Below are 21,559 nucleotides of genomic sequence, written 5' to 3'. Positions count from 1 at the left end.
ACAGATTGATGGTAGGTCAGCGAAAGTGACCACCGGGTTCGGCGAATATCCGGCAAGGGCGAAATCAGGCGCGACCGTGACGGCGTTCGTAGGCCAGACGCTCGGATTCCGCGCGCTTGCGCGAGGCGAAATCGGCCAGCGCCGGGTCGAGGCCATGCTTGACCAGACGCGACCTGCGATAGACGTACATCAATGCCGCGGTGAAATAGATCAGCGGCAGGTACAGCAGCGCCATCATCGCGAAGCCCATCCACAGCGGCCCTGGTACCAGCAGAAATAGGCTCAGTACCGGAATCATCGGAATGAGGAACCGCATCAGATAACGCCGCGCCGCGCCTGTTCCGGTCAGATCCTCGAGCACCCACGCCGACATCGACTCCGGCAGCGTGCGCCCGCAGATATAGCCGACGCGCTGCGGCAGCGTCGGTGTCGTGCGTTCCGCCATGGTGCTAAGCATCCTCCGCCCGGGTTCACCCGGACAAGTTCGCCCACCCGCCGTCTCGACCCCCGGCAAATGCTTAGCGCGGTCGGTCAGCCCTGCCTGCTGGTGTGGAATTCGGCGATCTGGGTGGTCAGGTTGTGCGTGGAGTGCTTGACCGCGATTTTCACGAATGGCTCGATGGTCTTGCCGAGTATCTTTCCGGCGATACCGCCGGGCACCCGATAGTCGACGATCGCGTCGACGGTGCACAGATCGGGGCCCTTGTCGTGGAACAGGAAGGTCGACTCGATCTCGAAGCCCTTGATCGACTTCACCGCGATAGCGAAATTCTCCTCCCAGCGCACCACCTCGAGCCGCGAATCCAGCGAGGCGGGACCGAGTTTGATGATGCCGTCGAAGGTCGCGCCGACGCCCTCCACCTGCTCGGTGCGCGGGTTGAAGTCCTGGACCTCGGTGATGAAACGCGACAGGTTCCGGTAGTCGTTGACATACGCGAATGCGGTTTCGGCCGACGCCACACAGTCCTCGACGATCTTCACTTCGGTCATGGCCCAACTGTAACGGGTTGCTATCTGTGCGGCAGCACGTGCTTGCATTTGCAAGCGTCAGGCGGTGACCGCCAGCGTCGCCGCCAGACCGAATGCCACCGACATCACCACAACCTCGATGATCGCCCGCCGCAGCGAGGATTCGGCCAGCATCCGATGGTTGGTCGCGAGCGGCACCCAGGTGCGCCGCCACCACCAGCCCAGCGCGAGCAAACCGACCAGAACAAGGGTTTTCGCGAGCAGAATGCGGCCATAGCCGGTCGTCACGAACGGGGTGATCCCGCCGATGCGCACCAGTCCGTTCACAATGCCGGTCACCGCGACGATGCCGACCAGCGGCAATGCCACCGCCGAATACCGGGGCAGCGTCACCGCCCACTCACCGCGGGTCCGCACGACCAGCGCGAGCGCGACCAGCAGCCCGAACCAGGCCGCCGCAGCCAGCGCATGCACCGCGGCGAGCACCGAACCGAAGGGTTGCTGCGACATATGCCCGGTGATCGGCCGCAGCGCCAGCGCCACCGCGGCGAACACCAGCACCAGATCGGCCGATGCGGTCTCGGGTCGTCGGAACGCCAGCGCCGCGTAGCAGGCGACCGCACCGCTGCCGATCAGCACCGCGATGCCGACCTGACCGCCGCTGATCTCGACCAGGAAGTTGCCGAACTGGGCGGCAGTGAGCTTGCCGACCGGCGCGCCGACGACCGCGGCCGCCTCGAAGACCAGCACCGCGAATTCGGTGACACACCAGATCCCGGCCAGTATCGCGAGCATTCGCCACGGCGGCCGCAGCCGATCGTGCAGCCTGGGTAGCGCGGCCAGCCCGAGCACGGTCGCACCGGCACAATCTGCGAGCACCCGGACGATGCTTGCGCTTTGGGCGGGAGCCGGGGTGGCCAGGATCAGGGCGAGTGCCACCCCGAGTATCCCGGCCGGGACGACCAGCAGCAACGCTTGCGCGTGCCCGCCGGTCGTGCCCTGTGCCTTGTTCACCCGTCTGCTCTTCTCACCGCTGCGGTTTCCGGCCCCTACCGCCGAACAGGGCGAACGCGAGACCACCGCCGAACAGGATGACAGCGCCGACAATGAAGACCCACAACGGAATTCCGTCGGAGTCGCCCTTATCGCCGGAACCGTTCTGGCTATTGGCCTTCGGGCCCGGCGTGCCATTGCCCGCCTTGGTGAGGGTGAAGGTCAGCTCGCCCTTGACCGGATGTCCGTCGGCCGAGGTGACCCGGTAGCCGATCTTGTAGACGCCGGTCGGGCCGAGTTCGCCGACCGCGACGCTGACGGTGGGGCCATCCACCGTCGGGTCGCCCTTGGACCACAGGTTGCCGTCCGGGCCGACCACGGTCAGTGCCGGAAAGCTCGTCTGCAGCGGTTCGTTGAACGTGATGCTCACCCGCTCCGGACCGGTTTCGATACTCGCCCCATCGGCGGGCACGCTGCTGACCGGGGCCGAATGCGCCGCGGCCGTTCCGGCGGCGAGCGCGCCAGCGCCCACGAGGAGCAGACCGGCGACGAATCCGGCGATCAGACGGCGCGTGGCCTTGGTCGCGATGCCGCTCATGCCCGGCGTCCGCGAATCACATTGCCGAGACCGAGCGCGACGCCGAGCAGGCCGAGGGCGAGGCCGATGCCGCCCAGCCAGCGCGCGGTGTTGTCGGTGTCGTTCGACTTCTCGGTGGCGGCTTCGCTGTCGACGTGGTGGCCATCGTGGCCCTCGCCGCCCTTTGCTGCGGCGAGGTTGAGCGTCGGCGCTGGGTGCTCGGGTTCGGAGCCGTCGGCGCCCATCGGCTGATCCCATTTCACGACCTTGCCGTCGCTGTAGGTCTGGGTGGCCGGGAAGCTGAGCGTGTCCTGGGACGGCAGCGGGCCGACCGAGAGTACGAAGCGCTGGAACTGACCGGGGCCGACGCCGGGTGCGCCGGGATCGGCGGTCCAGGTGACCGAGGTGGCCTCGGCCTTGTCATTGCGGCTGACCTTGGAAGTCCAGCCGGGGATGGGTTCGGTGCGTGCGCTCTTGAGGTTGGGCAGCGTGACGGTCAGCGCGGTGGTGTTCGCGGTCTCCGATTCGGTCGGGACCTTGAAGGTGACCACCGAATACTGGCCCTGGGTGGCCCCCGGTGCGTCGGCGGTGACGTGTGCGGAGGCGGTACCGCCCGCGAGGAGAACCAGGCCGGCGGCGGTTGCGGCCGTGCAGGCGCGCGAGATCTGCGTGCGCATGGGTGAAGTGCTTTCTGTCCGAAGGGGTTTGGGTGTGGCGGGTCAGGCCGACACCGGTGGCGCGCGCGGACCGATCGCGCCCTTCGGCGGAAAGCTGTAGTGCCCGAGACCCGGATTCGGCCAGCGGATCGGGCCGGTGATCTCGGGCGGTGATCCGGCGGTCGACACCGCGCGAATGACACTGGATGCCAAGGCATAGAGGCGCTCGGCCAACAGGATCAGCGCGACACAGCCGAGAGTCGCGATCAGGTGCGCCACCAGCATCCAGCCGGTGGGCAGATAGGACCGAGCGAGATCGGTCGAGCTCGGATCGTGGGTATGGGAGTGGTCGATCAGTCCGGATAACACCGCATGTCCGGCGAGCTGGCCGAGCACGAGCGGACCGAGTACCGCGCCAGGGGCCGCAGCTGCACCGCTGTCGCGCCGCAATGACCTCGCACCGTAGGCCGCGGCCCAGCCCGTCAGCGCCGAAACAACCAGCAGCAGTGCCGCCTCGGCCGAATCCGGAAATCCGCCGCCCGCGACACCGTGTGCTGCGATGGCGAGCGCCCCGACCGTGCCGCCGACCAGGCAGCCGCGCAGGCTGCCGGTGGACGGACCGGGACGCATCGCTGGCTCAGCTGACGCCGAGGCGCGCCAGCACGTCGGCCTCGATACCGGACAGCTCGTTCGAGATCGACGCGTGCACGGCGCGGCGGCGCGGCGCGGGCATCTGCTCGGCGGTTTGAATCGCGGCGGTCAGATTGCCGAGCCGGTCCTGGGTGGCCGCGACGAACTTCTGGGTCTCGCCCTTGTTCGCCTTGTCGCCGGTCTGTGCACCGATCTTGTCAAGGGCGGCTTCGGTATTGGTGATCCTGGCCTGCAGGTGACCGCCGTGGCCGCTGAAATCACCGAGCTGTTCGACGCCGATGCCGAGCTGATGCGCCCGCCGGGTATCGATCTGGCCGCGGATGAAGGTTGCGGCGCGGTAGGCCAGCGGCGCGAGTACGGGCACGAGCACCCGGGCGACACCGAGGTATTTGCGGACCTGGCTCGCACTGAACGGATCCCGTTCGGCCTTGGCCGCCACCTTGAGTGCGGCCTTCTCCTCCGCCTGCAGGGTGGCGATCTGGGCCTTGGCGACCTTGCTCTGGGTGCGCGCCTCCGCGCGCCGGGCCTTGCGGTCGTTCCTGGCGCCGAGTCTTGCCTCCATGGCGGCCTTGTGCTTGAGGGCTTTCGCCTCTGCCCTGCGGCTCGGCCGCCGCTTGCGCTTCGTGAACAAACCCATCGAAGGCCCTCCGTCATGCTGGTTCACTGTGTCATTTTGCCGGGCCTACGGCACGGCGTGTTCGCGGCCCCCATATGTTTCGGGTCCGAGCCGTCGAGACTCGCGACTTGATCGCATGCGCTTCGACGACTCGGACCCGAGACGGGCCGCGAACTCCTCGCTCGTAGGACTGGCTCCGAGCGTGATCGAGTCGGCGTCGAATCGTTTGTCGGTCGATGCTTGTCTACCAGAGAAGCCGTCTGCGCACCGTCATGTCATGCGGCTCGCGGAGTTGTCAGGGGTCTGGACCATACTGCGTATGTGTATTCGGGCATCGGTGACCGCGACGGTCGCAATCACGAAGGCGGAGCCGACGAGCGGCAGGCCGAGGTGAATGCGGTGCCGACAACCGCGGCGCCGACCGCATTTGTCGATGCCAGGGCATTGATCGGCTGCCGTCACCGACTGCATTTGAACGCGGCCCACCCCGAACTGCTGACCGAGGTGAGCGAGGATCCCGGGGTCCGCCAGCGCCGCGAGGCCGCGACGGCGCACCGCACGCGGGTCCGCGAGGCGCTGATCGCCGCCGATCCGGACAACTGGGTGGTGATCGATCCGACCCTGCGCGCGGGCGAGCGGGCCGCGGCCACCATGCGCGCGTGTGCCGAAGGCGCACAACACATCTGGGGCGGATTGCTGCCGCAGGAACCGGATACCGGGCGCCGGGGCGGTTCGGAGATCCTGCTGCGCGATCTCGATCGCGGCGGCTATATCCCGGTGATCGTGGTCAACCACAAGGTGACCGACCCGCGTCAGCCCGAACCGGCCGACTTCCACCCGACCACCTCGGATCCGTACCACTGGAATCCGCAACCGGATCCCAGTCGCAAACTGCGCCAGCAGCCCCGCGACCAACAGCGCCTCGTGCATCTGTACCGCATGCTGCAGCGGCACGGTCTGGCCAGCCCGGCACTGGTCGGCGGCGTGATCGGCTACCACTTCGACCGCATCCTGGTGCACGATCTCGGCGCGCTGCTCGACGATTACGACCGGCGCTACGCCGATCGCATCGCGGTGGTGCGCGGGGAATTGCCGACCGTTCCCTCCAAGGTGCCCGAATGCCGCCAATGCCCGTGGTGGACGCGCGGGGCGCCCGCTGATGAGGCGCAGGTCGCTGGGCGCAGCTGCGAGGGCTGGCTGACCGAACATCGGGACGTCAGCCTGGTCGCGCCCGGCTCGCGCGCCGATGTGCTGCGCGGGCACGGGGTCGAAACCATCGACGATCTGGCCGCCTGGGTCGGTGACGATCCGGACGACTGGCAGCACGGCCCGTTCGACGAGGCGGTCGTCACCGCGCGGGCCTGGCTCGCTGGTGCGCCGCTGGTGCGCCGGGCCGAGCGGGTCTGGGTGCGCCGAGCCGATGTTGAGGTGGACGTCGATCTGGAGAGCTTCCAGGAGTACGGCGCCTACCTGTGGGGCACGCTGCTCGACGGCGTGTACCGCCCGTTCGTCACCTGGGATCCGCTGCCGACCGAGGACGAGGGGCGGTCCTTCGGCGAATTCTGGACCTGGCTGATGACCGTGCGCGCCGAGGCCATTGCGGCCGGGAAAACCTTTGCCGCCTACTGCTATTCGCGCACCGCCGAGGACAAATGGCTCTACGAGTCGGCGCGCCGGTTCGCGGGTCGGCCGGGGGTGCCGACGGTTGATCAGGTGCGTGCGTTCGTCGACGGACCGCAGTGGGTGGATATGTTCCAGGCCGTCACCGACCAGTTCATCTGCCCGAATGGCAAGGGGCTCAAGAAGATCGCGCCGGTGGCCGGATTCTCCTGGCGCGATCCCGAGGCGGGCGGCGAGGCGTCGATGAGCTGGTATCGGCTGGCCGTCGGCTACGAGGGCGAACCCGACCTGAGCCAGCGCACCCGGCTGCTCGAATACAACGAGGACGATGTCCGCGCCACCATGGTGCTGCGCGAATGGATGAAGCCGCGCCAACCGGGGCCGCATAGCGCCGATCGTGAGGTTCCTGGCCTGGCCGATTTCAAAAGTCGTACTATCGCGACGTGACTGAGCACGTCGAACAACTCGAGTTTCAGGCAGAAACCCATCAGCTGCTCGAGCTGATGATCCATTCGGTCTACTCCAATAAGGACACGTTCCTGCGGGAGCTCATCTCGAACTCCTCCGACGCGCTGGACAAGCTGCGGCTGGAGTCCTTCCGCGATAAGGATCTGCACGTCGAGACCTCCGATCTGCACATCGAGCTGGAGGTCGACAAGGACAACCGGATCCTGACGGTCCGGGATAACGGCATCGGCATGTCCCGTGCCGAGGTGGTCGATCTCATCGGCACACTGGCCAAATCCGGTACCGCCGAGCTGCGCAAAAAGCTGAACGAGGCCAAGTCCGAGGCGGCCGCCGAGGAGCTGATCGGCCAGTTCGGCATCGGCTTCTACTCGACCTTCATGGTCGCCGACAAGGTCACCTTGACCACACGCAAGGCGGGCGAGACCGAGGGCACCCGCTGGGAGTCCGAGGGCCAGTCGACCTACACCATCGAAACCGTCGACGACGGTCCGCAGGGCACCTCGGTATCGCTGCACCTGAAGCCTGCCGACGAGGAAGATCACCTCTTCGACTACACGCTGGAGTGGAAGCTCCGCGAAATCGTCAAGAAGTACTCCGACTTCATCGCCTGGCCGATCCGCATGCAGGTGGAGCGGACCGTCACCGAGGGTGAGGGCGAGGAGAAGACCGAGAAGACGATTCTCGAGGAGCAGACCCTCAACTCCATGAAGGCGCTGTGGACGCGCCCCAAGAGCGAGGTCAGCGACGAGGAGTACAAGGAGTTCTACAAGCACGTCAGCCACGGCTGGGACGATCCGCTGGAGATCATCCCGATGAAGGCCGAGGGCACCTTCGAATATCAGGCGCTGCTGTTCATTCCGTCACACGCACCGTTCGATCTGTTCACCCGCGAGCACAAGCGCGGTGTGCAGCTCTACGTCAAGCGGGTGTTCATCATGGACAACTGCGAGGAGCTGATGCCGGAGTATCTGCGCTTCGTCAAGGGTGTGGTGGATGCGCAGGACCTGTCGCTCAATGTGTCCCGGGAAATCCTGCAGCAGGACCGGCAGATCCAGATGATCCGCAAGCGTCTGGTGAAGAAGGTGCTGTCCACGGTCAAGGATCTGCAGGGTGCCGACGATCAGGAGAAGTACCAGACGTTCTGGAAGGAGTTCGGCCGCGTCCTCAAGGAGGGGCTGCTCTCGGACTTCGACAATCGCGAGACGCTGCTGCAGGTTTCGTCGTTCGCCTCGACCAATTCCAACGAGGAGTTGACGACGCTCGCGCAGTACGTCGAGCGCATGAAGGACGGCCAGGACGCCATCTACTACATGACCGGCGAGACCCGTCAGCAGATCGAAAGCTCCCCACATATGGAGGCTTTCAAGGCCAAGGGCCGCGAGGTGCTGATTCTGACCGATCCGGTCGACGAGATGTGGGTCGGCTCGGTGACCGAATTCGACGGCAAGCCGTTCCAGTCCATCGCCAAGGGCGAGGTCGATCTGGAGACCGAGGAGGAGAAGAAGGCCACCGAGTCGCTGCGCGAACAGCAGGACAAGGACTTCGCCGAGGTGCTCACCTGGCTCGGCAAGACGCTGGACACTGTCAAGGAGGTGCGCCTGACCAATCGGCTCACCACCTCGCCCGCCTGCCTCGTCGGTGATGTCTTCGACTTCACCCCGATGCTGGAGCGCATGTACCGCGCGTCCGGGCAGTTGGTGCCCGAGACCAAGCGGATCCTCGAGCTCAACCCGACTCATCCGCTGGTCACCGGTCTGCGCGACGCCTACGACACGCGCAAGCAGGACGCCGACGCGGGTAAGGTCCCCGAACTCACCGAAACCGCCGAATTGCTCTATGGCACAGCGGTTCTGGCCGAGGGCGGGGAGCTGAAGGATCCGGCCCGATTCGCGCAGATCCTCACCGAGCGGCTGACCCGCACGCTCTGAGTAGTTTCATCGCTGCCGCACTGGCCGCCTCACACCTTGTGTGAGGCGGCCATTTGCTTACGCGACAACTTCTGCTGGGCGGCAGTGCCGATGTGGTTGCCAAGGGCTAGCTCATTTTCGGATCAGCACCTCCTGCCGTATCTATAAGGGCACCCGAAACTCAACCATTGGAGCGCCAAACTTATTGTGCGCATTGCGATTTCGATTACAACGGTTTGCCGCGGGCGCCGCCGCGGGGGTAGAGTCGGTGCCAGCGAAGGGGAGTAGCCCGCAATTGCGCTGTCGACATACTGGTCCGTCACCTCACGAGGGTGCGGATCCGGCAGCGTGAACCGGCGTAGATCCGGTGGGCGAGACCTTCGGCCGAGACAACCATTTCGTTGTCGGCCGGAGGCGTACCCGATCTCCTGGCCGACAGGCCGGAGACCCGGGAGTGCACACCACATGATCGCCACGATTCTGCTGAGCGTCGGAATAGTCTTTCTCGCCGAGTTGGGTGATAAGTCCCAGCTCATGGCGTTGACATTCGCGCTGCGCTACCGCTGGTGGGTGGTGCTCGGCGCCATCGCGACCGCGACCGCGACGGTGCATCTGATCTCCGTCGGCGTCGGCTATTTCCTCGGTGCCGCATTGCCGACCCGCGCCATCGCACTGGTGGCCGCCATCACCTTCCTGGCCGTCGGCCTGTGGACCCTGCGCGAGCATTTCGGCGGCGATGACGCCCATGACGCCGACCCGAAGCCGCCGCGCACGAATACCGCCCCGTACTTCGTGGTGCTCTCCGCATTCCTGCTCGCCGAACTCGGCGACCGAACCATGTTCGCCACCGCCGCACTGGCCACCGACAACAGCTGGATCGGTGTCTGGATCGGCTCCACCATCGGCATGGTGGCCGCCGACGCCCTTGCCATCGCCGTCGGCATCCTGGTCGGCAAACACCTTCCGGAACATGTCATCGGCATCGGCTCCGGCCTGCTGTTCCTCTACTTCGGTACCGCGAGCCTGCTCGCCGCGGCCATCCCCGGCATCGGCGTGCTCACCGGCGGCGCATTCGCCATCCTCGCCCCGGCCGCCGCAGGCGCTGCCCTGCTGATCCGAGCACGGCTTGCACGCCGCACCGAACTCGTTCCGGACCGGCCAGCGGCCGAGGCTGCCGAGGAGATGCACTGACCGATCGTCCCCGTCTGCTGCCGTGCGGCCGCCCGGTGCCGCACCCGCATTTGCTCCACCGGTAGCCGTCGAGTCGCAAGTGCCGATGTACTGCGGTCCGGCTGCCGCTGCTGGTCTCGGCGTCGCGGTGTCGGGCGAGGGGCCCCGACCCGCGGTCCCCGATCGCGGGCGGCGACCTCGGTGAATCGGCGGGCGTGCCACCGGCGGCGGCGCTGTTCGGTGGCCCGCGCGATGCATTGGGCATGCACCGTTGACGCAGGCACCTCGGATCGCGCTGTCGAGCAACCCGCTAACCGTGATGCGCTGGGCGCACATCCGATCATGGCGCACCTTGGATCGCGCGATCAGAGGCGCCAGCTCGCCGCTGCGCTCCGAGCGCTCAGGCACGCACCTCGGAGTGCGACATCGCCTCGCCGTACAGATCGCCGCTGCGGCGCAGCAGGTCCAACAGCGGTTCCCGGAGAGCTCGAAGTCCGGCCAGATCATCGACGGCGATGCGTGCGGTGACCATCGCGCTGACCGCGGCGGCCAGGGTCTGGCAGGCGAAGTGCTGCTGTTCGGTACGGGCGTCGAGGACATCGGCGATCATCGTGACGAAGGATTCCTGCAGTTCGGCGCGCCGGGCGACCGCCTTCGAACCCACCGCGTATACCTCGACGAGATAGAGCCGGGCGTATGCGGGTTCGGCGATCAGCCCGTCGAAATACGCCTCCAGGATCCGGCCCAACCGGTCCGGATCGGCCGGGTCCGCGGTCTCGGCATCGGATTCCGGCCCGCTGATGGCATCGGCGATATTGGCGATCAGCAGCTCGACGGCTCGCTCGTAGGCGGCCTCGAAGCAGTCCTCCTTGGAACGGAATTGCTCGTAGAAGGTCTCCCGCGACACCCCGGCCCGCTTCAGGATGGCCGCGACCGAGGTCCCGACGTATCCGTTCTCAACCATGGCCTCGGCCATCGCGCTCAGGATCCGCTCGCGCTGCGAGGCGATCACCTCCTCCCTCGGCAGGCCGTGTCTGCCCCGGGGGAGTTGGCGGGCGCTGCTGGCGGATTGGGGCATGCGGTGGCTCCGATGGTCGGTCGTACGGTGTCCGGCTATGCCGGTCGGTCCATTTTGCGGGGGCGGGCCGGTTGGTCGGTGGTGAACGGCGCCTCTTCGGTACGCGCGATCTCCAATGCCCGCGCCACACCGCGGCGCAGCGAGATATCGATGACGCGCTGCGCGATCGGCCGGAACGGCAGCGCCACCGCCACCCACCACGGCGAAACGACCTGACGCTTGCGTCGCGCGATGGCGCGCTCGACCGCATCGATCGCGGGACCGAGCGGCGCCACCCCCGAGACCGTCGACCGGCCGAGGATGGCCCGGGCGGCGGCGGTACCGAAACCGCGCGAGGTCATATCGGTATCGAGTTCGGCGAAATACGCGACCCCGACCTTGGCCCCGGTATGCCTGATCTCATGGCGCAACGTATTGCCGAGCGCCTCCACACCGGCCTTCGACGCGCTGTACGCCCCGACCAGCGGCAGATTCACCGCGGCCGCCAGCGACGAGACGACCAGCGCGTATCCATTCGAATGGCAGATGTGCGGTCCCGCCGCGCGCAGCGTGTAGTAGACACCGAGCACATTGACCGCGAGCGTCTCCTCCATGACCTGCGGATCCCCGCCGAGCAGTGCCAATTGCTTCGCCACCCCGGCGTTGGCCACCACCACATCCAGTCCGCCGAGCTCGCTGACCAGCGTGTTCACCACCCGCTCGACCTGCAGGTGATCGGCGATATCGCAATACCGCCAGGGTGCGTCTCCGCATTCGTGCGCCACCTCGGCGAGCAGGTCGGCCTCCAGGCCGAGTAGGGCGACCTTGGCCCCTTTCGCGTGCAACTGGCGTGCCAATGCGGCACCGATACCGCGCGCCGCTCCAGTGATCAGAATCCGGCGCCCGGCCACGGACGCGGCGGAAAACAGCTTCATACCAGCGACGATACCAGCTGTGAACAGATATGTTCGCAAATAATTTTCTGTCTATTCGGCCACGTTGTGCGCGGTGGGCTCCGGGTGTCAGGGAGCCGTGATCGGGCTCTCACATAGGACCCGTTAGGGTGCAAATTGACGAAGGGCCAACTGGCTGTCACGAACGAGAGGACCATCGTGGAGATTTCGGGTTCCGCCGCCATCATCACCGGAGGCGCATCCGGCCTCGGCGCCGCCACTGCCAAGCGTTTCGCCGATCTCGGCGCAACCGTCTTCGGACTCGATGTACCCCAATCCATCGAGCGGGCCGGGGACAATGTGCCCGACGGCGTCACCCTGATCCCGGCCGACGTCACCAGCAACGACGAGGTCTCCGCCGCGGTCGCGAAGGTCGTGGAATCCGGTGTGCCGCTGCGCATCGTGGTGAACTGCGCCGGTGTCGGCTGGGCCGGACGCATCCTGTCCAAGAACGGCCCGCACGATCTGGAGCTGTTCCGCACCGTCATCACTGTCAACCTGCTCGGCACCTTCAATGTCATGCGCCTGGCCGCCGACGCGATCGCCAAGACCGACACCGTCGATGAATACGGCCAGCGCGGCGTCATCATCAACACCGCCTCGGTCGCCGCGTTCGAGGGCCAGATCGGCCAGATCGCGTACTCGGCCTCCAAGGGCGGCGTCCACGGCATGACCGTCCCGGCCGCGCGCGACCTGGCGCAGTTCGGCATCCGCGTGAACACCATCGCCCCCGGCATCATCGACACCCCGATGCTCGCCGGTGTCACCGAGGAGTACCGCAAGGGCCTCGAGGCCGGTGTGCCCTTCCCGTCCCGCCTCGGCCGCCCCGACGAGTACGCCCAGCTGTCGCAGTACATCGTCGAGCACGACTACCTGAACGGCGAAACCATCCGCATGGATGGCGCCCTGCGCATGGCCCCCCGTTAACCGCCTGCGCCGCAAGGCAACCGCGCCCCGCCTCCGTCTGGATGGCGGGGCGTTTGTCATGACCGAGTGAGCACCAGATCCAACAGCCCGGGAAACCGCGCGTCCAGATCACTCCGGCGTTGCGAGATCTCCTGCCGGCCAAAGCGACCGATGTCCAGGTGCGCGAGATCGCGAACTGCGGTTACCACCTTGCCGAAGAGCAGCCCGAGGCAGTTGTCGCCGCGCTCACCGATTCCTCAGCTGAGCAGGGAGTTAGCGGTTCGGTTTGTGGCCGATGCCGAGGAATGCCGTAGTGGACAGGGGCATATTCGGGCGGTAGTTCTCGGCGAGGTAGGCACGCATGATCTCGGCTCGTTCGGCCCACACCTGCTCTCCGACGGTGCGCCGCATCAGCACCAGCGGCGCGCTGCTGCGCATCATGGTTTCCCACATCTCGTCGGAGCTGGCGAAAACGAGTGCGCTGGTATGCCGTTGGATGCTCACCCCGGCGAAGCCCGCGGTCTGCATCTCGGTGGCGAAGACCTCCGGATTCTCCAGGTTGAGGAAGTTGGGCCGGGGCTCCTGGATGGACTGGTCGGCGGCGGCGAACGCCCCGAACATCAGTCGCATGAGTGGCGATTCGGCCACCGGCGCCCAGCTCGACACCACGGCGATGGCGCCAGGGCGCAGCACTCGGAACAATTCGGCGAAACCCTTGGCCCGATCCGGAAAGAACATCAGCCCGAACATCGAGAAGCCCGCGTCGAATTGATCATCGTCGAAGGGCAGCGCCTGTCCATCGCCGACGCTCACCTCGATATTGGTCAGCCCCGCCGCCCGAGCGTCCTCGGCGAGTCGCTGGAGCATCGGCTCCGAGAAGTCGATGGCAGTCACCCGAGCCACCCGTTCGGCGGCAGGCAGGCTCAGTGTGCCCGGCCCCGCGGCGACGTCCACCACATGCGAATCCGCCGACAGACCCGCGAGTTCGAGTGCGTGCGCGGAGAAGGGCGCCATGATCGACGGGCCGAATTCAGCGTATCCGTCGGCAACGAGATCCCAGGGTTCAGCGGCGGCAAGCGGGTTTCCAGACATCTGCTGACAATCCTTTCGACGGTCCAAGGCTAAACCGTGCCGCACCACGCGGACCCACCAACACGGGCGAATCTCGCTGCGCGCGAAGCGGATCAGATCTTGCGTTCGAAGGTGATCAGGTGATGGCCCGGTCCGTTGTAGTCGCGCACCGGGCCGGTGACCGTGAAACCGAGGTGTCGATGGAAGCCGATCGACGCGTCGTTGCCGGGCGAGGTGATCGCCTTCACGATGTGCCGGTCGTTCGCCCGGGCGATCGCGAAGAACCGCTCGTACAGTTCGCGTGCCAGGCCGCTCTTGCGCGACTGCGGATCAACGCCGACGAAATGGATGTAGGCCTCATCGGATTCGGACGGCGAGAGGAAGCCGATCAGAAATCCGGCCAGCCAATCGGTCGGCTCCCGCATCCGTGCCACCGGAACCTCGGCGACCAGGCTGGTTCGATAGAAATGATCGAGGAACAACCTCGGCAGGTGGGATAGCACCGAGCGCCCCCACCAGTCATCGATGACGGTTGCGATGGCGTCATAGTCATCGGCACGGGCGGCCCGGATCACCGGCCCGTTCACTTTCTGCACACTATTCATTGTGCGCAATTGCTCGCATTGCGAGGTGTTGGCCTTATCACGCTCCGCCCGTCGCGATTCCAGCGCATTTCGATGCGCGCATGCGCCACCGCCGCTTCGGCGCTCGCCTCGGTGACGAAATGCCCGATGGCGCGGTGCAGCCGGTGCCGCCTATGCGGCGAGCAGCATGGCCAACACCGCGGTGTCGGGATCGCTGATCGGGTCCAAGCCGACCCGGCTGACCAGGGAGGTGACCGTGCCGTCGGATTCCGCCTCGGCCCAGGCGGCGCGATGCTCGAGTCCCAGGTGCGGGACGCCGGGCAGCAGCACACAGCCCGATGCCGCGCCCACGCATTCCGGCAGTGACGGCCTGGTCTCCGAGGGCGGATGCAGCATCAGCAGGGCCGCTGGCACGTGGTCGGCGAAACGACCGGGTGCCAGCGCCTGCTCACCGAGCACCGGTCCCTCGGCGAGGACCAGGCCGACGGTGCCGGGCGCCGGATCATCCGGCAGCTCCTCGCGCACGCCGAAGACGGTCGAGGTGGTCAGCAATCCGGGAAACGATGCCACCCGCACGGCGAGCACCAGCACCTGCGCCCATTCCTTGGTGGTATCGGGCCAGCGGCCGGATATGACGAACCCCCGCAGCGATCCGCGGGCATGGAACGGCGTGATGCCGATGGGTCCATTCGTATGCATGATGCCTCCCGTCATGGAACCGGGGGCGGCGTTGCCCGTCCTCGAACTGTGGATTCCCGAGAATGCGCCAATACTCACCTGGCACACAAGTACCAAAGAGTGCTAGTGCTTCTGGCAGCCGCGTGTTCGCGGCCTCCTGGTGGCTCACGTCCGAGCGACCGCTGCTCACGAGTGCGTCGTGTCGCACCGGCCACTCGGGCGCGAGCCGGACCGCGAACGGCACATGTTCGATCTCGCTTCGCTCGAAACCTGAGGTAGGCCCATGGACCGAATCACGAGACATCGAACGTCTCAGCGTTGAGCCGAGGCCGAGCCACAAAACACGATCGGGCCCGCGAACCGGTCGCCTCGAATGGCGTGTTCGCGGGCCCGAAGGTGAACTGACTCAGCCGAAGATGAGGCCCTTGGCCTGGCCGATGGCGCGGGCGAAGCGCTCCTGCACGTCTTCCCAGTTGACGACGTTCCAGAACGCGGTGACGTAGTCCGCCTTGACGTTCTTGTACTGCAGGTAGAAGGCGTGCTCCCACATGTCGACCTGCAGCAGCGGAATGATGCCGAGCGGCACGTTGGCCTGCTGGTCGTAGAGCTGGAAGGTCAGCAGCTTCTGGCCGAGGGTGTCATAGCCGAGCACCGCCCAGCCGGAGCCCTGCAGGCCGTTGGCCGCGGCGGTGAACTGCGCGCGGAACTTGTCGAACGAACCGAACTGGTCGTCGATCGCGGCGGCCAGCTCGCCGGTCGGCTTGTCGCCACCGTTGGGGGAGAGGTTCTTCCACCAGATCGAGTGGTTGACGTGTCCGCCCAGGTGGAAGGCCAGGTTCTTCTCGTTCAGGAAGATGGCGGCATGGTCGCCGGCCTCGCGCGCGGCCTCGAGCTTCTCCAGGGCCGCGTTGACGCCCGCGACATAGGCGGCGTGGTGCTTGGAATGATGAATCTCGTTGATCTGCCCGGAGATGTGGGGCTCCAGGGCGCTGTAGTCGTAATCCAGATCTGGCAACGTGTACTCAGCCACGATGTCCCTTCCTAATGTCGGGCCGGGTGCGCCCTCGTCGTCGCGCACATCCAACCATCATTCGTACACCCGATGGGTTCCAACCTCACCCTGTGCCCCCTCATTCCGGTTGCCTTCGCAACGACCGGTTTTCGTGAGCACATGGGTAATTCGTCGGAATGGGCTAACTCTGCCATCTACCCCACCGGTGGTCCGGTATAGACCTGATGGGGTACCAAACTCATCGGCCAAGAGATTCGGGGAGGCGGACTAGCATCGAACCATGTCGTGGTACGACGAACTGGTCGGACGCTTCCGTCTACCCGAGCCGGTCATGGTTACGCCGGCGCAGGCCTTACCCGGCCGCCCCGACCCAATCTCGGTGCCGGATATCCATTATGTGAACGGTCACCCGATCCATCCGCCATTTCCGGAAGACCTGCAGGTCGCGGTGCTGGCGATGGGCTGCTTCTGGGGTGCGGAGCAAGAATTCTGGCGACTCGACGGCGTGTACACGACCGCGGTCGGCTATGTCGGCGGGTATACGCCGAATCCGACCTACGAAGAGGTGTGCAGCGGGCGAACCGGCCACACCGAATCGGTGCTGATCGTCTTCGATCCGGCGGTCATCGACTACGGCGCCGTGCTGCGGCAATTCTGGGAGAACCACGACCCGACCCAGGGCATGCGGCAGGGCAATGACCGCGGTACCCAGTACCGCTCGGCGATCTTCACCGTCGATCCGGCGCAGGCACAGCTCGCGCACCGCACCGCGCAGGTCTACGGCGAGCGACTTGCGGCAGTCGGCTACGGCGAAATCACCACCGAGATCACCGATCTGCCCGGACCGGGTGCGACCGATCCGCGGCACGCGCTGCCCGGGTTCTATTACGCCGAGAGCTACCACCAGCAGTACCTCGCCAAGAATCCGGGCGGCTATTGCCCGGTGCATGCCACCGGTGTCACCTGTCCGGTCGGTTCGGGGGCCTGAAATACGACCGCACACCCGGTGACCGGGTGTGCGGTAGGCGATTTCGACGATGTTTACAGCTGCGGCACGATTCCGGGCCGCATGGTCCGCGGATCGCCGGCGTCATGCGCCTGCCACCAGCGCACCCCTCCCGCGATGAACTGGGCCACCGGGATCTCGGTGCCGTTCGCGTCGTGAATCGTCATGCCGTCGAACCAGACTCGTACGTCGAGTTCGCGCGGATCGATGCCCTCCTCCTGGGAGAACTCCAGCACATGCGCGGAGGCGTGCGAGTCGATCTTGGTGTCGAAGCTGAGCAGTTCACTCCAGTGCACCCAGCTGCTGTCGTCCAGATCGATGAATTCCCAGCCGTGCAGCCGTCCACCGCCGAAGCTGCGGATGGCCTTGTCCAGGCCGTCCAGTTGCAGCGGCAGCACGGTGGGGGCCAGATCGTCCCAATGCTGAGTGCGCAGCGAGGCCGCGACCCGACTGACCCCGGTGAAGATCAGCTTCACGCGATAGTCCTGCGGTGCGGGTCCTTCGACCGGAAGCGTAAGAACCTCCAGATCCAGGCTCAGCTGTGCGTTTTCGGTATCGACCTGCAGCCCTAGGCATGCGGCCTCGGAGAGTGCGGTGTCGAGTTCGGTCGTATCCATTCCGTCGAGAAGCCCCCTGCTCACATCCATGCACCCAGGCTACCGACACCACCTGCGGGAACCCGGTATTTCAGTTTTTCGTCGGCGTTCTCGTTTTTACGGAACCGATCGGCGATCAGCGGCGTCCAAGTAGATATCGGGACTGCACAGCCTCAGTTCCCGAAGCCGCGGCGAATGACCGCTCCGGGATGGCAAGGAGGGGAGTCTCGGATCGGTCGTTCGTACCGCCAGCGCGCGTCTTCGGATCGATCGGAAGAATCGATCGGAAGAGCGTCGGGGGACTACCAGCAACCTGGAGTTATGGCGTCCTTGATCCGCTGATAGTCGCATCAGCCCTCGTAGATCCAATTCTTTCAACATTTTCTTGATAGCCAGAGCCTGTGAGTCGTGTGCTATGTGATAGCTGAAGCCTGTGGATCAAGTTGTGGATTATGTGGATAACTTCGACCGAGGATATGCACAAGCGGCGCCGGAGCGGGGCGTCGAACCGGATCCGGAAGCACAGAACATACCTGAGGTAACGTGCCGATGTCGAGGCCGTGAAGTGCCCCGTCCATCCCCCGCGCAGCGGGCCCGGAACTCCCCCGCGGTGCACTACCCATGGCAGGATCGAAGCGTGACGAGCCCCGAAGTGTCGTCGGTGCCGGTGGAAGCCGTGCCGGGCGAATTCGATCAGACCGAGCAGGTCGCCGCGGAAACGCCGCGGGCGATCCTGCTCGATGTGCGCGAAGACGACGAATGGGACCTCGGGCACGCGCCGGGAGCGATCCATATCCCGATGGTCGATGTGCCCGCGCGAGTCGACGAGCTGGATTACGACGCTGAGCTCTATGTGGTCTGCCGACAGGGCGGCCGCTCCTTCGAGGTGGTCAAGTACTTGACATACATCGGATATGAGGCGATCAACGTCAGCGGTGGCATGGTCGCCTGGCAGCGGGCGGGCCGTCCGCTGGTCGCGGACGGCGATCACCAGGCAAAGATTTACTGAGGCGAGAGAGTAAGGGGCGCCATGAGTACGGTGGTACAACCTTGTGCGCGCTGTGGCGCGCGCTGGGCCGTGCAGACGACCCCGATGCACTGGTGCCCGCGTTGCCGTGGCGTGCTGTTGTCACCGGCGCCCATCGATGCACCCGCCGAGCGGCGTAACTACCGCTGGGTGGCACGCCGCCCCGATCAGCGCATCCGCAGGCCGAGCTCGAGCCGGCCGCGGCCGTCCCTGGAAACTCCGCGGTATCAGCAGATTCCGCGCTGGGGTCTGGTGGATCCGCCGGTCCGATCCGCCGCCGAGGTCCGGCGGCCATTGGACCGGTTGACGAACCGGGCCGCTGCGCTGCTCATCGCAACTGCGGGGGTATTCGCGGTCGCCGCCTGCGCCGAACTCGGGCGTTACCTGATTCTGCTGCGCAACCGCACCCGGTTGATCCCGTCGCTGCTGCTGCACTTCTCCGATGTGATGGTGTGGCTGTCCGCATTGGTCGGCCTGGTGCTCGGATTGGTCTGCGCGCTCGCGATGCTCGGCTGGTTGATCGAGGCGCGTCGAACCGCCTTCGCCGAGGCCGGACGGCGTGACCCGCGGTCGGTCCGGATGCTCGCGCTCGGCTGTCTGATTCCGGTGGTGAATCTGTTGTGGCCCGGCGTTTTCCTCACCGAGCTGGTCACCGTGCGCGCCGATCCCCGGGCGCTGCGGGCCGTGCGCATCTGGTGGCTCGGATGGCTGCTCGGCGCGGCGTGTACGGTGGCGGCGCTGCTGTGGCGGACCGCGGATTCCCTGCAGGCCAAGGCGGATGGTGTGCTGTTCACCGCGTTCACCGATCTCGCCGCCGCGGGGGTCGCGGTGCTCACCCTCTGGGTGCAGCGGTCGATCACCGGTCGTGATCTGTTCGGCCGCACCAGGATCGCGCGCCGGTGGGTGATGGCGGTCGACCCCGTGGTGCCGGTGATCGAACCCGTGCAGCCGGGTGGCGCCGTGAAAGAGCAAGCCGCCGAGCCGGTGGAAATGCCCGAGACAACTACACCGCACCGTGAGCATGAGGAGGTTTTGGCCAAGTGAGCCAGGGCAGTCGCGCACCGTTCGTCGTCGCGCACCGGGGAGCCTCGGCGGCCCGCCCGGAACATACGCTCGCCGCCTACGAGCTGGCGCTACAGGAGGGCGCCGATGGCGTGGAGTGTGATGTCCGGTTGACCAGGGACGGGCACCTGGTCTGCGTGCACGACCGCACCGTCGACCGGACCTCATCGGGCACCGGACTGGTCAGCGAGTTGACCCTAGATGAGCTCAAGGGCCTCGATTTCGGCGCGGCGGGCGAACCGGCTTCGGTGCTCACTCTCAGCGAATTGATCGAGCTGGTCCTGGATTGGCGCAGCAGGCCGACCAAGCTGTTCATCGAGACCAAACATCCGGTGCGCTACGGCGCGCTGGTGGAGAACAAGCTGCTTGCCGAACTCCAGCGCTTCGGCATCGCCACCCCCGCCTCCGCCGATCACTCCCGCGCGGTGGTCATGTCCTTCGCGGCGACCGCGGTCTGGCGGATCCGCCGTTCCGCGCCGCTGCTGCCGACGGTGCTACTCGGCGAATCATCGCGCTACCTGGGCGGCGGCGCCGCGACCACGGTCGGCGCCACCGCCGTCGGCCCCTCGGTGAAAACCCTGCGCGAGCATCCGGACCTGGTCGACAAGGCCGCCGCGGCGGGACGCGCCACCTACTGCTGGACCGTCGACGACCCCGACGATGTGCGCCTGTGCGCCGATCTCGGCGTCAGCTGGGTCGCCACCAACCACCCGGCCCGCACCAAGGCGCTGCTGGCGGCCGCCTGAGTCGAATTGCTTCGGCCGCATAGCTTTTCGTCGCAGCGCAGCCACTCGCGGAGCGATTCTCACCCTTGACCGTTCACGGCCGGGCGAAGACACTGTCATCGATTCGGTCGCGCGAAGTCATGGCTATTGAAGGCAGTCGAGTCGTCGAAGCATCGGGTGCCGCGAAGACGCAGCGCGTTGCGCAGCAAATGACTCAGAGCGGCGCGCGGCACATATCGATCCGCACCATGTAGTTTGACCTGCCGTGGGTAAAAGCAAGCGCAATAGTCCGAAGCCCGGAGGGAACCGGGCCCAGCGTCTCGCCGAGCGGCGGGCCGCCCTGGAACAGCAGGCGGCGCAGGCCGTCACGCGTCCGTTCCAGGGGTTGGCCGCGGAATGCGATCTCGTGGCGCTGCGCGAGTTCGTGCCGTCGGCGACCGCGACGCTGAAGCTATCGGCCGATATCGCGGCGGAGCGTTCCGTCGTACTCGCCACGGTGCTGCCGGGCGCGGTCGCCGCATTGGTGCGGGCGGGCGAGCCGCCGACCGGGTATGTCGCCGCGCAGGTGCAGTTCCAGGGTGTGGATCCGGCCGCCGACCTCGCGGCCGCCATCCTCTGGACGCAGTCCGCCGAACCGGGCGAATCGCTGACCGCGGTCGAAAGTGTCGCGGGCGGACCGCGATTGGCCGATGTGATCGACCCGGACGCGGCACTGGAGCTGACCGTGCACCAGGACTTCGACTGGTGGGTGCCCGAGGGCGTACAGCCCGATCCGCAGGTCGCCGCGACCATCGAACAGGCCAAGCAGGCGATCATGCCCTCGGCGCGACTGGATCTCGGTCCGGATGCCATCGGTGCCGCCTGGTGGGTCGACGCGGGTGAGAAGGCGCATGTGCGCTGGGTTCGTCCGGAGCATGAGGACGATCTGATGCTGGCGCTGGCCCGGCTGCACGCCGCGGGTGGATTGCAACTGGGCGAGGGGTCGCGTTTCGCGGGTTCCTTCCGCACGCACGGCCTGCTGGTGCCGGTTTTCGATCTGGACCCGGAGTTGCATGCCAGCGAGTGGACCAAACCTGCGATCGAGTTCGGTGACCGACTGGTGGCGGCGCTGGCCGATACCGCTCCGCTCTCGGCGGACGAGCGTCGGTCCCGCGACGGACTGCGGTCTCGTCAGGTCACCCTTCGGTGATTCGAAAAAAATCACAGAGAATTTTGTGAAACACCCCCCTTTCTAATCGCACTCGGTTAGGTTCAC

Annotated in this window: 23 protein-coding genes; 9 read left to right on the top strand and 14 right to left on the bottom strand. The window is 66.3% G+C overall.

Annotated features, from left to right (window positions below; genetic code table 11):
• Nucleotides 1-64 precede the first annotated feature (64 nt).
• The 7 genes from ABZ293_RS13665 to ABZ293_RS13635 form a co-directional block, all read right to left on the bottom strand.
• The gene (locus tag ABZ293_RS13665; RefSeq protein WP_355180339.1) at nt 65-445 is read right to left on the bottom strand and encodes a DUF5313 family protein; all 381 of its coding nucleotides are present in this window, start codon (nt 443-445) and stop codon (nt 65-67) included.
• A gap of 86 nt (nt 446-531) precedes the next feature.
• Nucleotides 532-990 carry an SRPBCC family protein gene (locus ABZ293_RS13660; RefSeq protein WP_355180337.1) on the bottom strand — a complete coding sequence of 153 codons (459 nt, stop codon included), beginning with the start codon at nt 988-990 and terminating at the stop codon, nt 532-534.
• A gap of 57 nt (nt 991-1,047) precedes the next feature.
• Nucleotides 1,048-1,983 carry a CopD family protein gene (locus ABZ293_RS13655; protein ID WP_355180335.1) on the bottom strand — a complete coding sequence of 312 codons (936 nt, stop codon included), beginning with the start codon at nt 1,981-1,983 and terminating at the stop codon, nt 1,048-1,050.
• A 13-nt stretch (nt 1,984-1,996) separates the two neighbouring features.
• Entirely contained in the window at nt 1,997-2,560 is a 564-nt protein-coding gene (locus ABZ293_RS13650) for a copper resistance CopC family protein (RefSeq protein WP_355180333.1), read from the bottom strand.
• On the bottom strand, nt 2,557-3,216 hold the full coding sequence (locus ABZ293_RS13645) for a YcnI family protein (RefSeq protein ID WP_355180331.1): 660 nt from the start codon (nt 3,214-3,216) through the stop codon (nt 2,557-2,559). The genes ABZ293_RS13650 and ABZ293_RS13645 overlap by 4 nt, the downstream gene beginning before the upstream one ends.
• A 42-nt stretch (nt 3,217-3,258) precedes the next feature.
• On the bottom strand, nt 3,259-3,825 hold the full coding sequence (locus ABZ293_RS13640) for a hypothetical protein (protein ID WP_355180329.1): 567 nt from the start codon (nt 3,823-3,825) through the stop codon (nt 3,259-3,261).
• A gap of 7 nt (nt 3,826-3,832) precedes the next feature.
• Nucleotides 3,833-4,483: a DUF6474 family protein gene (locus ABZ293_RS13635; protein ID WP_355180328.1), complete on the bottom strand. Its 651-nt coding sequence runs from the start codon at nt 4,481-4,483 to the stop codon at nt 3,833-3,835.
• Between the two features lie 369 nt (nt 4,484-4,852).
• Here ABZ293_RS13635 and ABZ293_RS13630 point away from each other — a divergent pair, with 369 nt between their 5' ends.
• The 3 genes from ABZ293_RS13630 to ABZ293_RS13620 all read left to right on the top strand — a co-directional run bounded on the left by ABZ293_RS13630 (nt 4,853) and on the right by ABZ293_RS13620 (nt 9,648).
• A complete protein-coding gene (locus tag ABZ293_RS13630; protein WP_355180382.1) occupies nt 4,853-6,529 on the top strand; it encodes a TM0106 family RecB-like putative nuclease in 1,677 nt (558 codons plus the stop codon).
• On the top strand, nt 6,526-8,478 hold the full coding sequence (htpG, locus tag ABZ293_RS13625; RefSeq protein ID WP_355180326.1) for a molecular chaperone HtpG: 1,953 nt from the start codon (nt 6,526-6,528) through the stop codon (nt 8,476-8,478). Before ABZ293_RS13630 ends, htpG begins: the two co-directional genes overlap by 4 nt.
• 444 nt (nt 8,479-8,922) lie before the next feature.
• Nucleotides 8,923-9,648 (top strand): TMEM165/GDT1 family protein, encoded by a 726-nt coding sequence (locus tag ABZ293_RS13620; protein WP_355180324.1) that lies wholly within the window; start codon nt 8,923-8,925, stop codon nt 9,646-9,648.
• A gap of 379 nt (nt 9,649-10,027) precedes the next feature.
• Here ABZ293_RS13620 and ABZ293_RS13615 read toward each other — a convergent pair whose 3' ends face one another.
• Together ABZ293_RS13615 and ABZ293_RS13610 are read right to left on the bottom strand one after the other, a co-directional pair.
• Nucleotides 10,028-10,705: a TetR/AcrR family transcriptional regulator gene (locus tag ABZ293_RS13615; protein ID WP_355180322.1), complete on the bottom strand. Its 678-nt coding sequence runs from the start codon at nt 10,703-10,705 to the stop codon at nt 10,028-10,030.
• A gap of 35 nt (nt 10,706-10,740) precedes the next feature.
• A complete protein-coding gene (locus ABZ293_RS13610; protein WP_355180320.1) occupies nt 10,741-11,619 on the bottom strand; it encodes an SDR family NAD(P)-dependent oxidoreductase in 879 nt (292 codons plus the stop codon).
• A gap of 177 nt (nt 11,620-11,796) precedes the next feature.
• On the opposite strand from ABZ293_RS13610, the gene ABZ293_RS13605 reads away from it, so the two are divergent.
• Nucleotides 11,797-12,564 carry an SDR family NAD(P)-dependent oxidoreductase gene (locus ABZ293_RS13605; RefSeq protein ID WP_354958646.1) on the top strand — a complete coding sequence of 256 codons (768 nt, stop codon included), beginning with the start codon at nt 11,797-11,799 and terminating at the stop codon, nt 12,562-12,564.
• 252 nt (nt 12,565-12,816) lie between these two features.
• Here the strand turns inward: ABZ293_RS13605 and ABZ293_RS13600 are convergent, their stop codons facing one another.
• The 4 genes from ABZ293_RS13600 to ABZ293_RS13585 all read right to left on the bottom strand — a co-directional run bounded on the left by ABZ293_RS13600 (nt 12,817) and on the right by ABZ293_RS13585 (nt 15,906).
• Nucleotides 12,817-13,635: a class I SAM-dependent methyltransferase gene (locus ABZ293_RS13600; protein WP_355180318.1), complete on the bottom strand. Its 819-nt coding sequence runs from the start codon at nt 13,633-13,635 to the stop codon at nt 12,817-12,819.
• A gap of 92 nt (nt 13,636-13,727) precedes the next feature.
• Entirely contained in the window at nt 13,728-14,210 is a 483-nt protein-coding gene (locus ABZ293_RS13595; protein ID WP_355180316.1) for a GNAT family N-acetyltransferase, read from the bottom strand.
• Nucleotides 14,211-14,369: 159 nt separating this feature from the next.
• A complete protein-coding gene (locus tag ABZ293_RS13590) occupies nt 14,370-14,897 on the bottom strand; it encodes a peptidase (RefSeq protein WP_354958651.1) in 528 nt (175 codons plus the stop codon).
• 385 nt (nt 14,898-15,282) lie between these two features.
• A complete protein-coding gene (locus ABZ293_RS13585) occupies nt 15,283-15,906 on the bottom strand; it encodes a superoxide dismutase (RefSeq protein WP_354958666.1) in 624 nt (207 codons plus the stop codon).
• Between the two features lie 313 nt (nt 15,907-16,219).
• Here ABZ293_RS13585 and msrA point away from each other — a divergent pair, with 313 nt between their 5' ends.
• Nucleotides 16,220-16,876: a peptide-methionine (S)-S-oxide reductase MsrA gene (gene msrA / locus ABZ293_RS13580; RefSeq protein ID WP_355180380.1), complete on the top strand. Its 657-nt coding sequence runs from the start codon at nt 16,220-16,222 to the stop codon at nt 16,874-16,876.
• Between the two features lie 53 nt (nt 16,877-16,929).
• Here the strand turns inward: msrA and ABZ293_RS13575 are convergent, their stop codons facing one another.
• Complete coding sequence (locus ABZ293_RS13575; RefSeq protein WP_355180314.1) at nt 16,930-17,541, bottom strand: hypothetical protein; 612 nt, start codon at nt 17,539-17,541, stop codon at nt 16,930-16,932.
• A gap of 586 nt (nt 17,542-18,127) precedes the next feature.
• On the opposite strand from ABZ293_RS13575, the gene ABZ293_RS13570 reads away from it, so the two are divergent.
• From ABZ293_RS13570 to ABZ293_RS13555, 4 genes are all read left to right on the top strand, one after another.
• Complete coding sequence (locus ABZ293_RS13570) at nt 18,128-18,499, top strand: rhodanese-like domain-containing protein (protein ID WP_355180312.1); 372 nt, start codon at nt 18,128-18,130, stop codon at nt 18,497-18,499.
• Nucleotides 18,500-18,520: 21 nt separating this feature from the next.
• Complete coding sequence (locus ABZ293_RS13565; RefSeq protein WP_355180310.1) at nt 18,521-19,561, top strand: DUF4328 domain-containing protein; 1,041 nt, start codon at nt 18,521-18,523, stop codon at nt 19,559-19,561.
• Nucleotides 19,558-20,325: a glycerophosphodiester phosphodiesterase gene (locus ABZ293_RS13560; protein WP_354958655.1), complete on the top strand. Its 768-nt coding sequence runs from the start codon at nt 19,558-19,560 to the stop codon at nt 20,323-20,325. Before ABZ293_RS13565 ends, ABZ293_RS13560 begins: the two co-directional genes overlap by 4 nt.
• A 244-nt stretch (nt 20,326-20,569) precedes the next feature.
• Nucleotides 20,570-21,493, top strand: a complete 924-nt coding sequence (locus ABZ293_RS13555) for a DUF5926 family protein (RefSeq protein WP_355180308.1) — start codon at nt 20,570-20,572, stop codon at nt 21,491-21,493.
• The last annotated feature ends 66 nt before the right edge of the window (nt 21,494-21,559 follow it).

Origin of the sequence: Nocardia sp. NPDC005998 (genome assembly GCF_040614395.1) — a bacterium.
Taxonomy (GTDB): domain Bacteria; phylum Actinomycetota; class Actinomycetes; order Mycobacteriales; family Mycobacteriaceae; genus Nocardia.
This window is presented reverse-complemented; position numbering and strand designations above follow the sequence as displayed.

Excerpts from the sequence above, each read along its gene's own strand:
- ABZ293_RS13665 (WP_355180339.1), bottom strand. The coding sequence starts at position 445 with ATGGCGGAACGCACGACACCGACGCTGCCGCAGCGCGTCGGCTATATC.
- ABZ293_RS13660 (WP_355180337.1), bottom strand. The coding sequence starts at position 990 with ATGACCGAAGTGAAGATCGTCGAGGACTGTGTGGCGTCGGCCGAAACC.
- ABZ293_RS13650 (WP_355180333.1), bottom strand. The coding sequence starts at position 2,560 with ATGAGCGGCATCGCGACCAAGGCCACGCGCCGTCTGATCGCCGGATTC.
- ABZ293_RS13645 (WP_355180331.1), bottom strand. The coding sequence starts at position 3,216 with ATGCGCACGCAGATCTCGCGCGCCTGCACGGCCGCAACCGCCGCCGGC.
- ABZ293_RS13640 (WP_355180329.1), bottom strand. The coding sequence starts at position 3,825 with ATGCGTCCCGGTCCGTCCACCGGCAGCCTGCGCGGCTGCCTGGTCGGC.
- ABZ293_RS13635 (WP_355180328.1), bottom strand. The coding sequence starts at position 4,483 with ATGGGTTTGTTCACGAAGCGCAAGCGGCGGCCGAGCCGCAGGGCAGAG.
- ABZ293_RS13620 (WP_355180324.1), top strand. The coding sequence starts at position 8,923 with ATGATCGCCACGATTCTGCTGAGCGTCGGAATAGTCTTTCTCGCCGAG.
- ABZ293_RS13615 (WP_355180322.1), bottom strand. The coding sequence starts at position 10,705 with ATGCCCCAATCCGCCAGCAGCGCCCGCCAACTCCCCCGGGGCAGACAC.
- ABZ293_RS13610 (WP_355180320.1), bottom strand. The coding sequence starts at position 11,619 with ATGAAGCTGTTTTCCGCCGCGTCCGTGGCCGGGCGCCGGATTCTGATC.
- ABZ293_RS13600 (WP_355180318.1), bottom strand. The coding sequence starts at position 13,635 with ATGTCTGGAAACCCGCTTGCCGCCGCTGAACCCTGGGATCTCGTTGCC.
- ABZ293_RS13590 (WP_354958651.1), bottom strand. The coding sequence starts at position 14,897 with ATGCATACGAATGGACCCATCGGCATCACGCCGTTCCATGCCCGCGGA.
- msrA (WP_355180380.1), top strand. The coding sequence starts at position 16,220 with ATGGTTACGCCGGCGCAGGCCTTACCCGGCCGCCCCGACCCAATCTCG.
- ABZ293_RS13575 (WP_355180314.1), bottom strand. The coding sequence starts at position 17,541 with ATGGATGTGAGCAGGGGGCTTCTCGACGGAATGGATACGACCGAACTC.
- ABZ293_RS13565 (WP_355180310.1), top strand. The coding sequence starts at position 18,521 with ATGAGTACGGTGGTACAACCTTGTGCGCGCTGTGGCGCGCGCTGGGCC.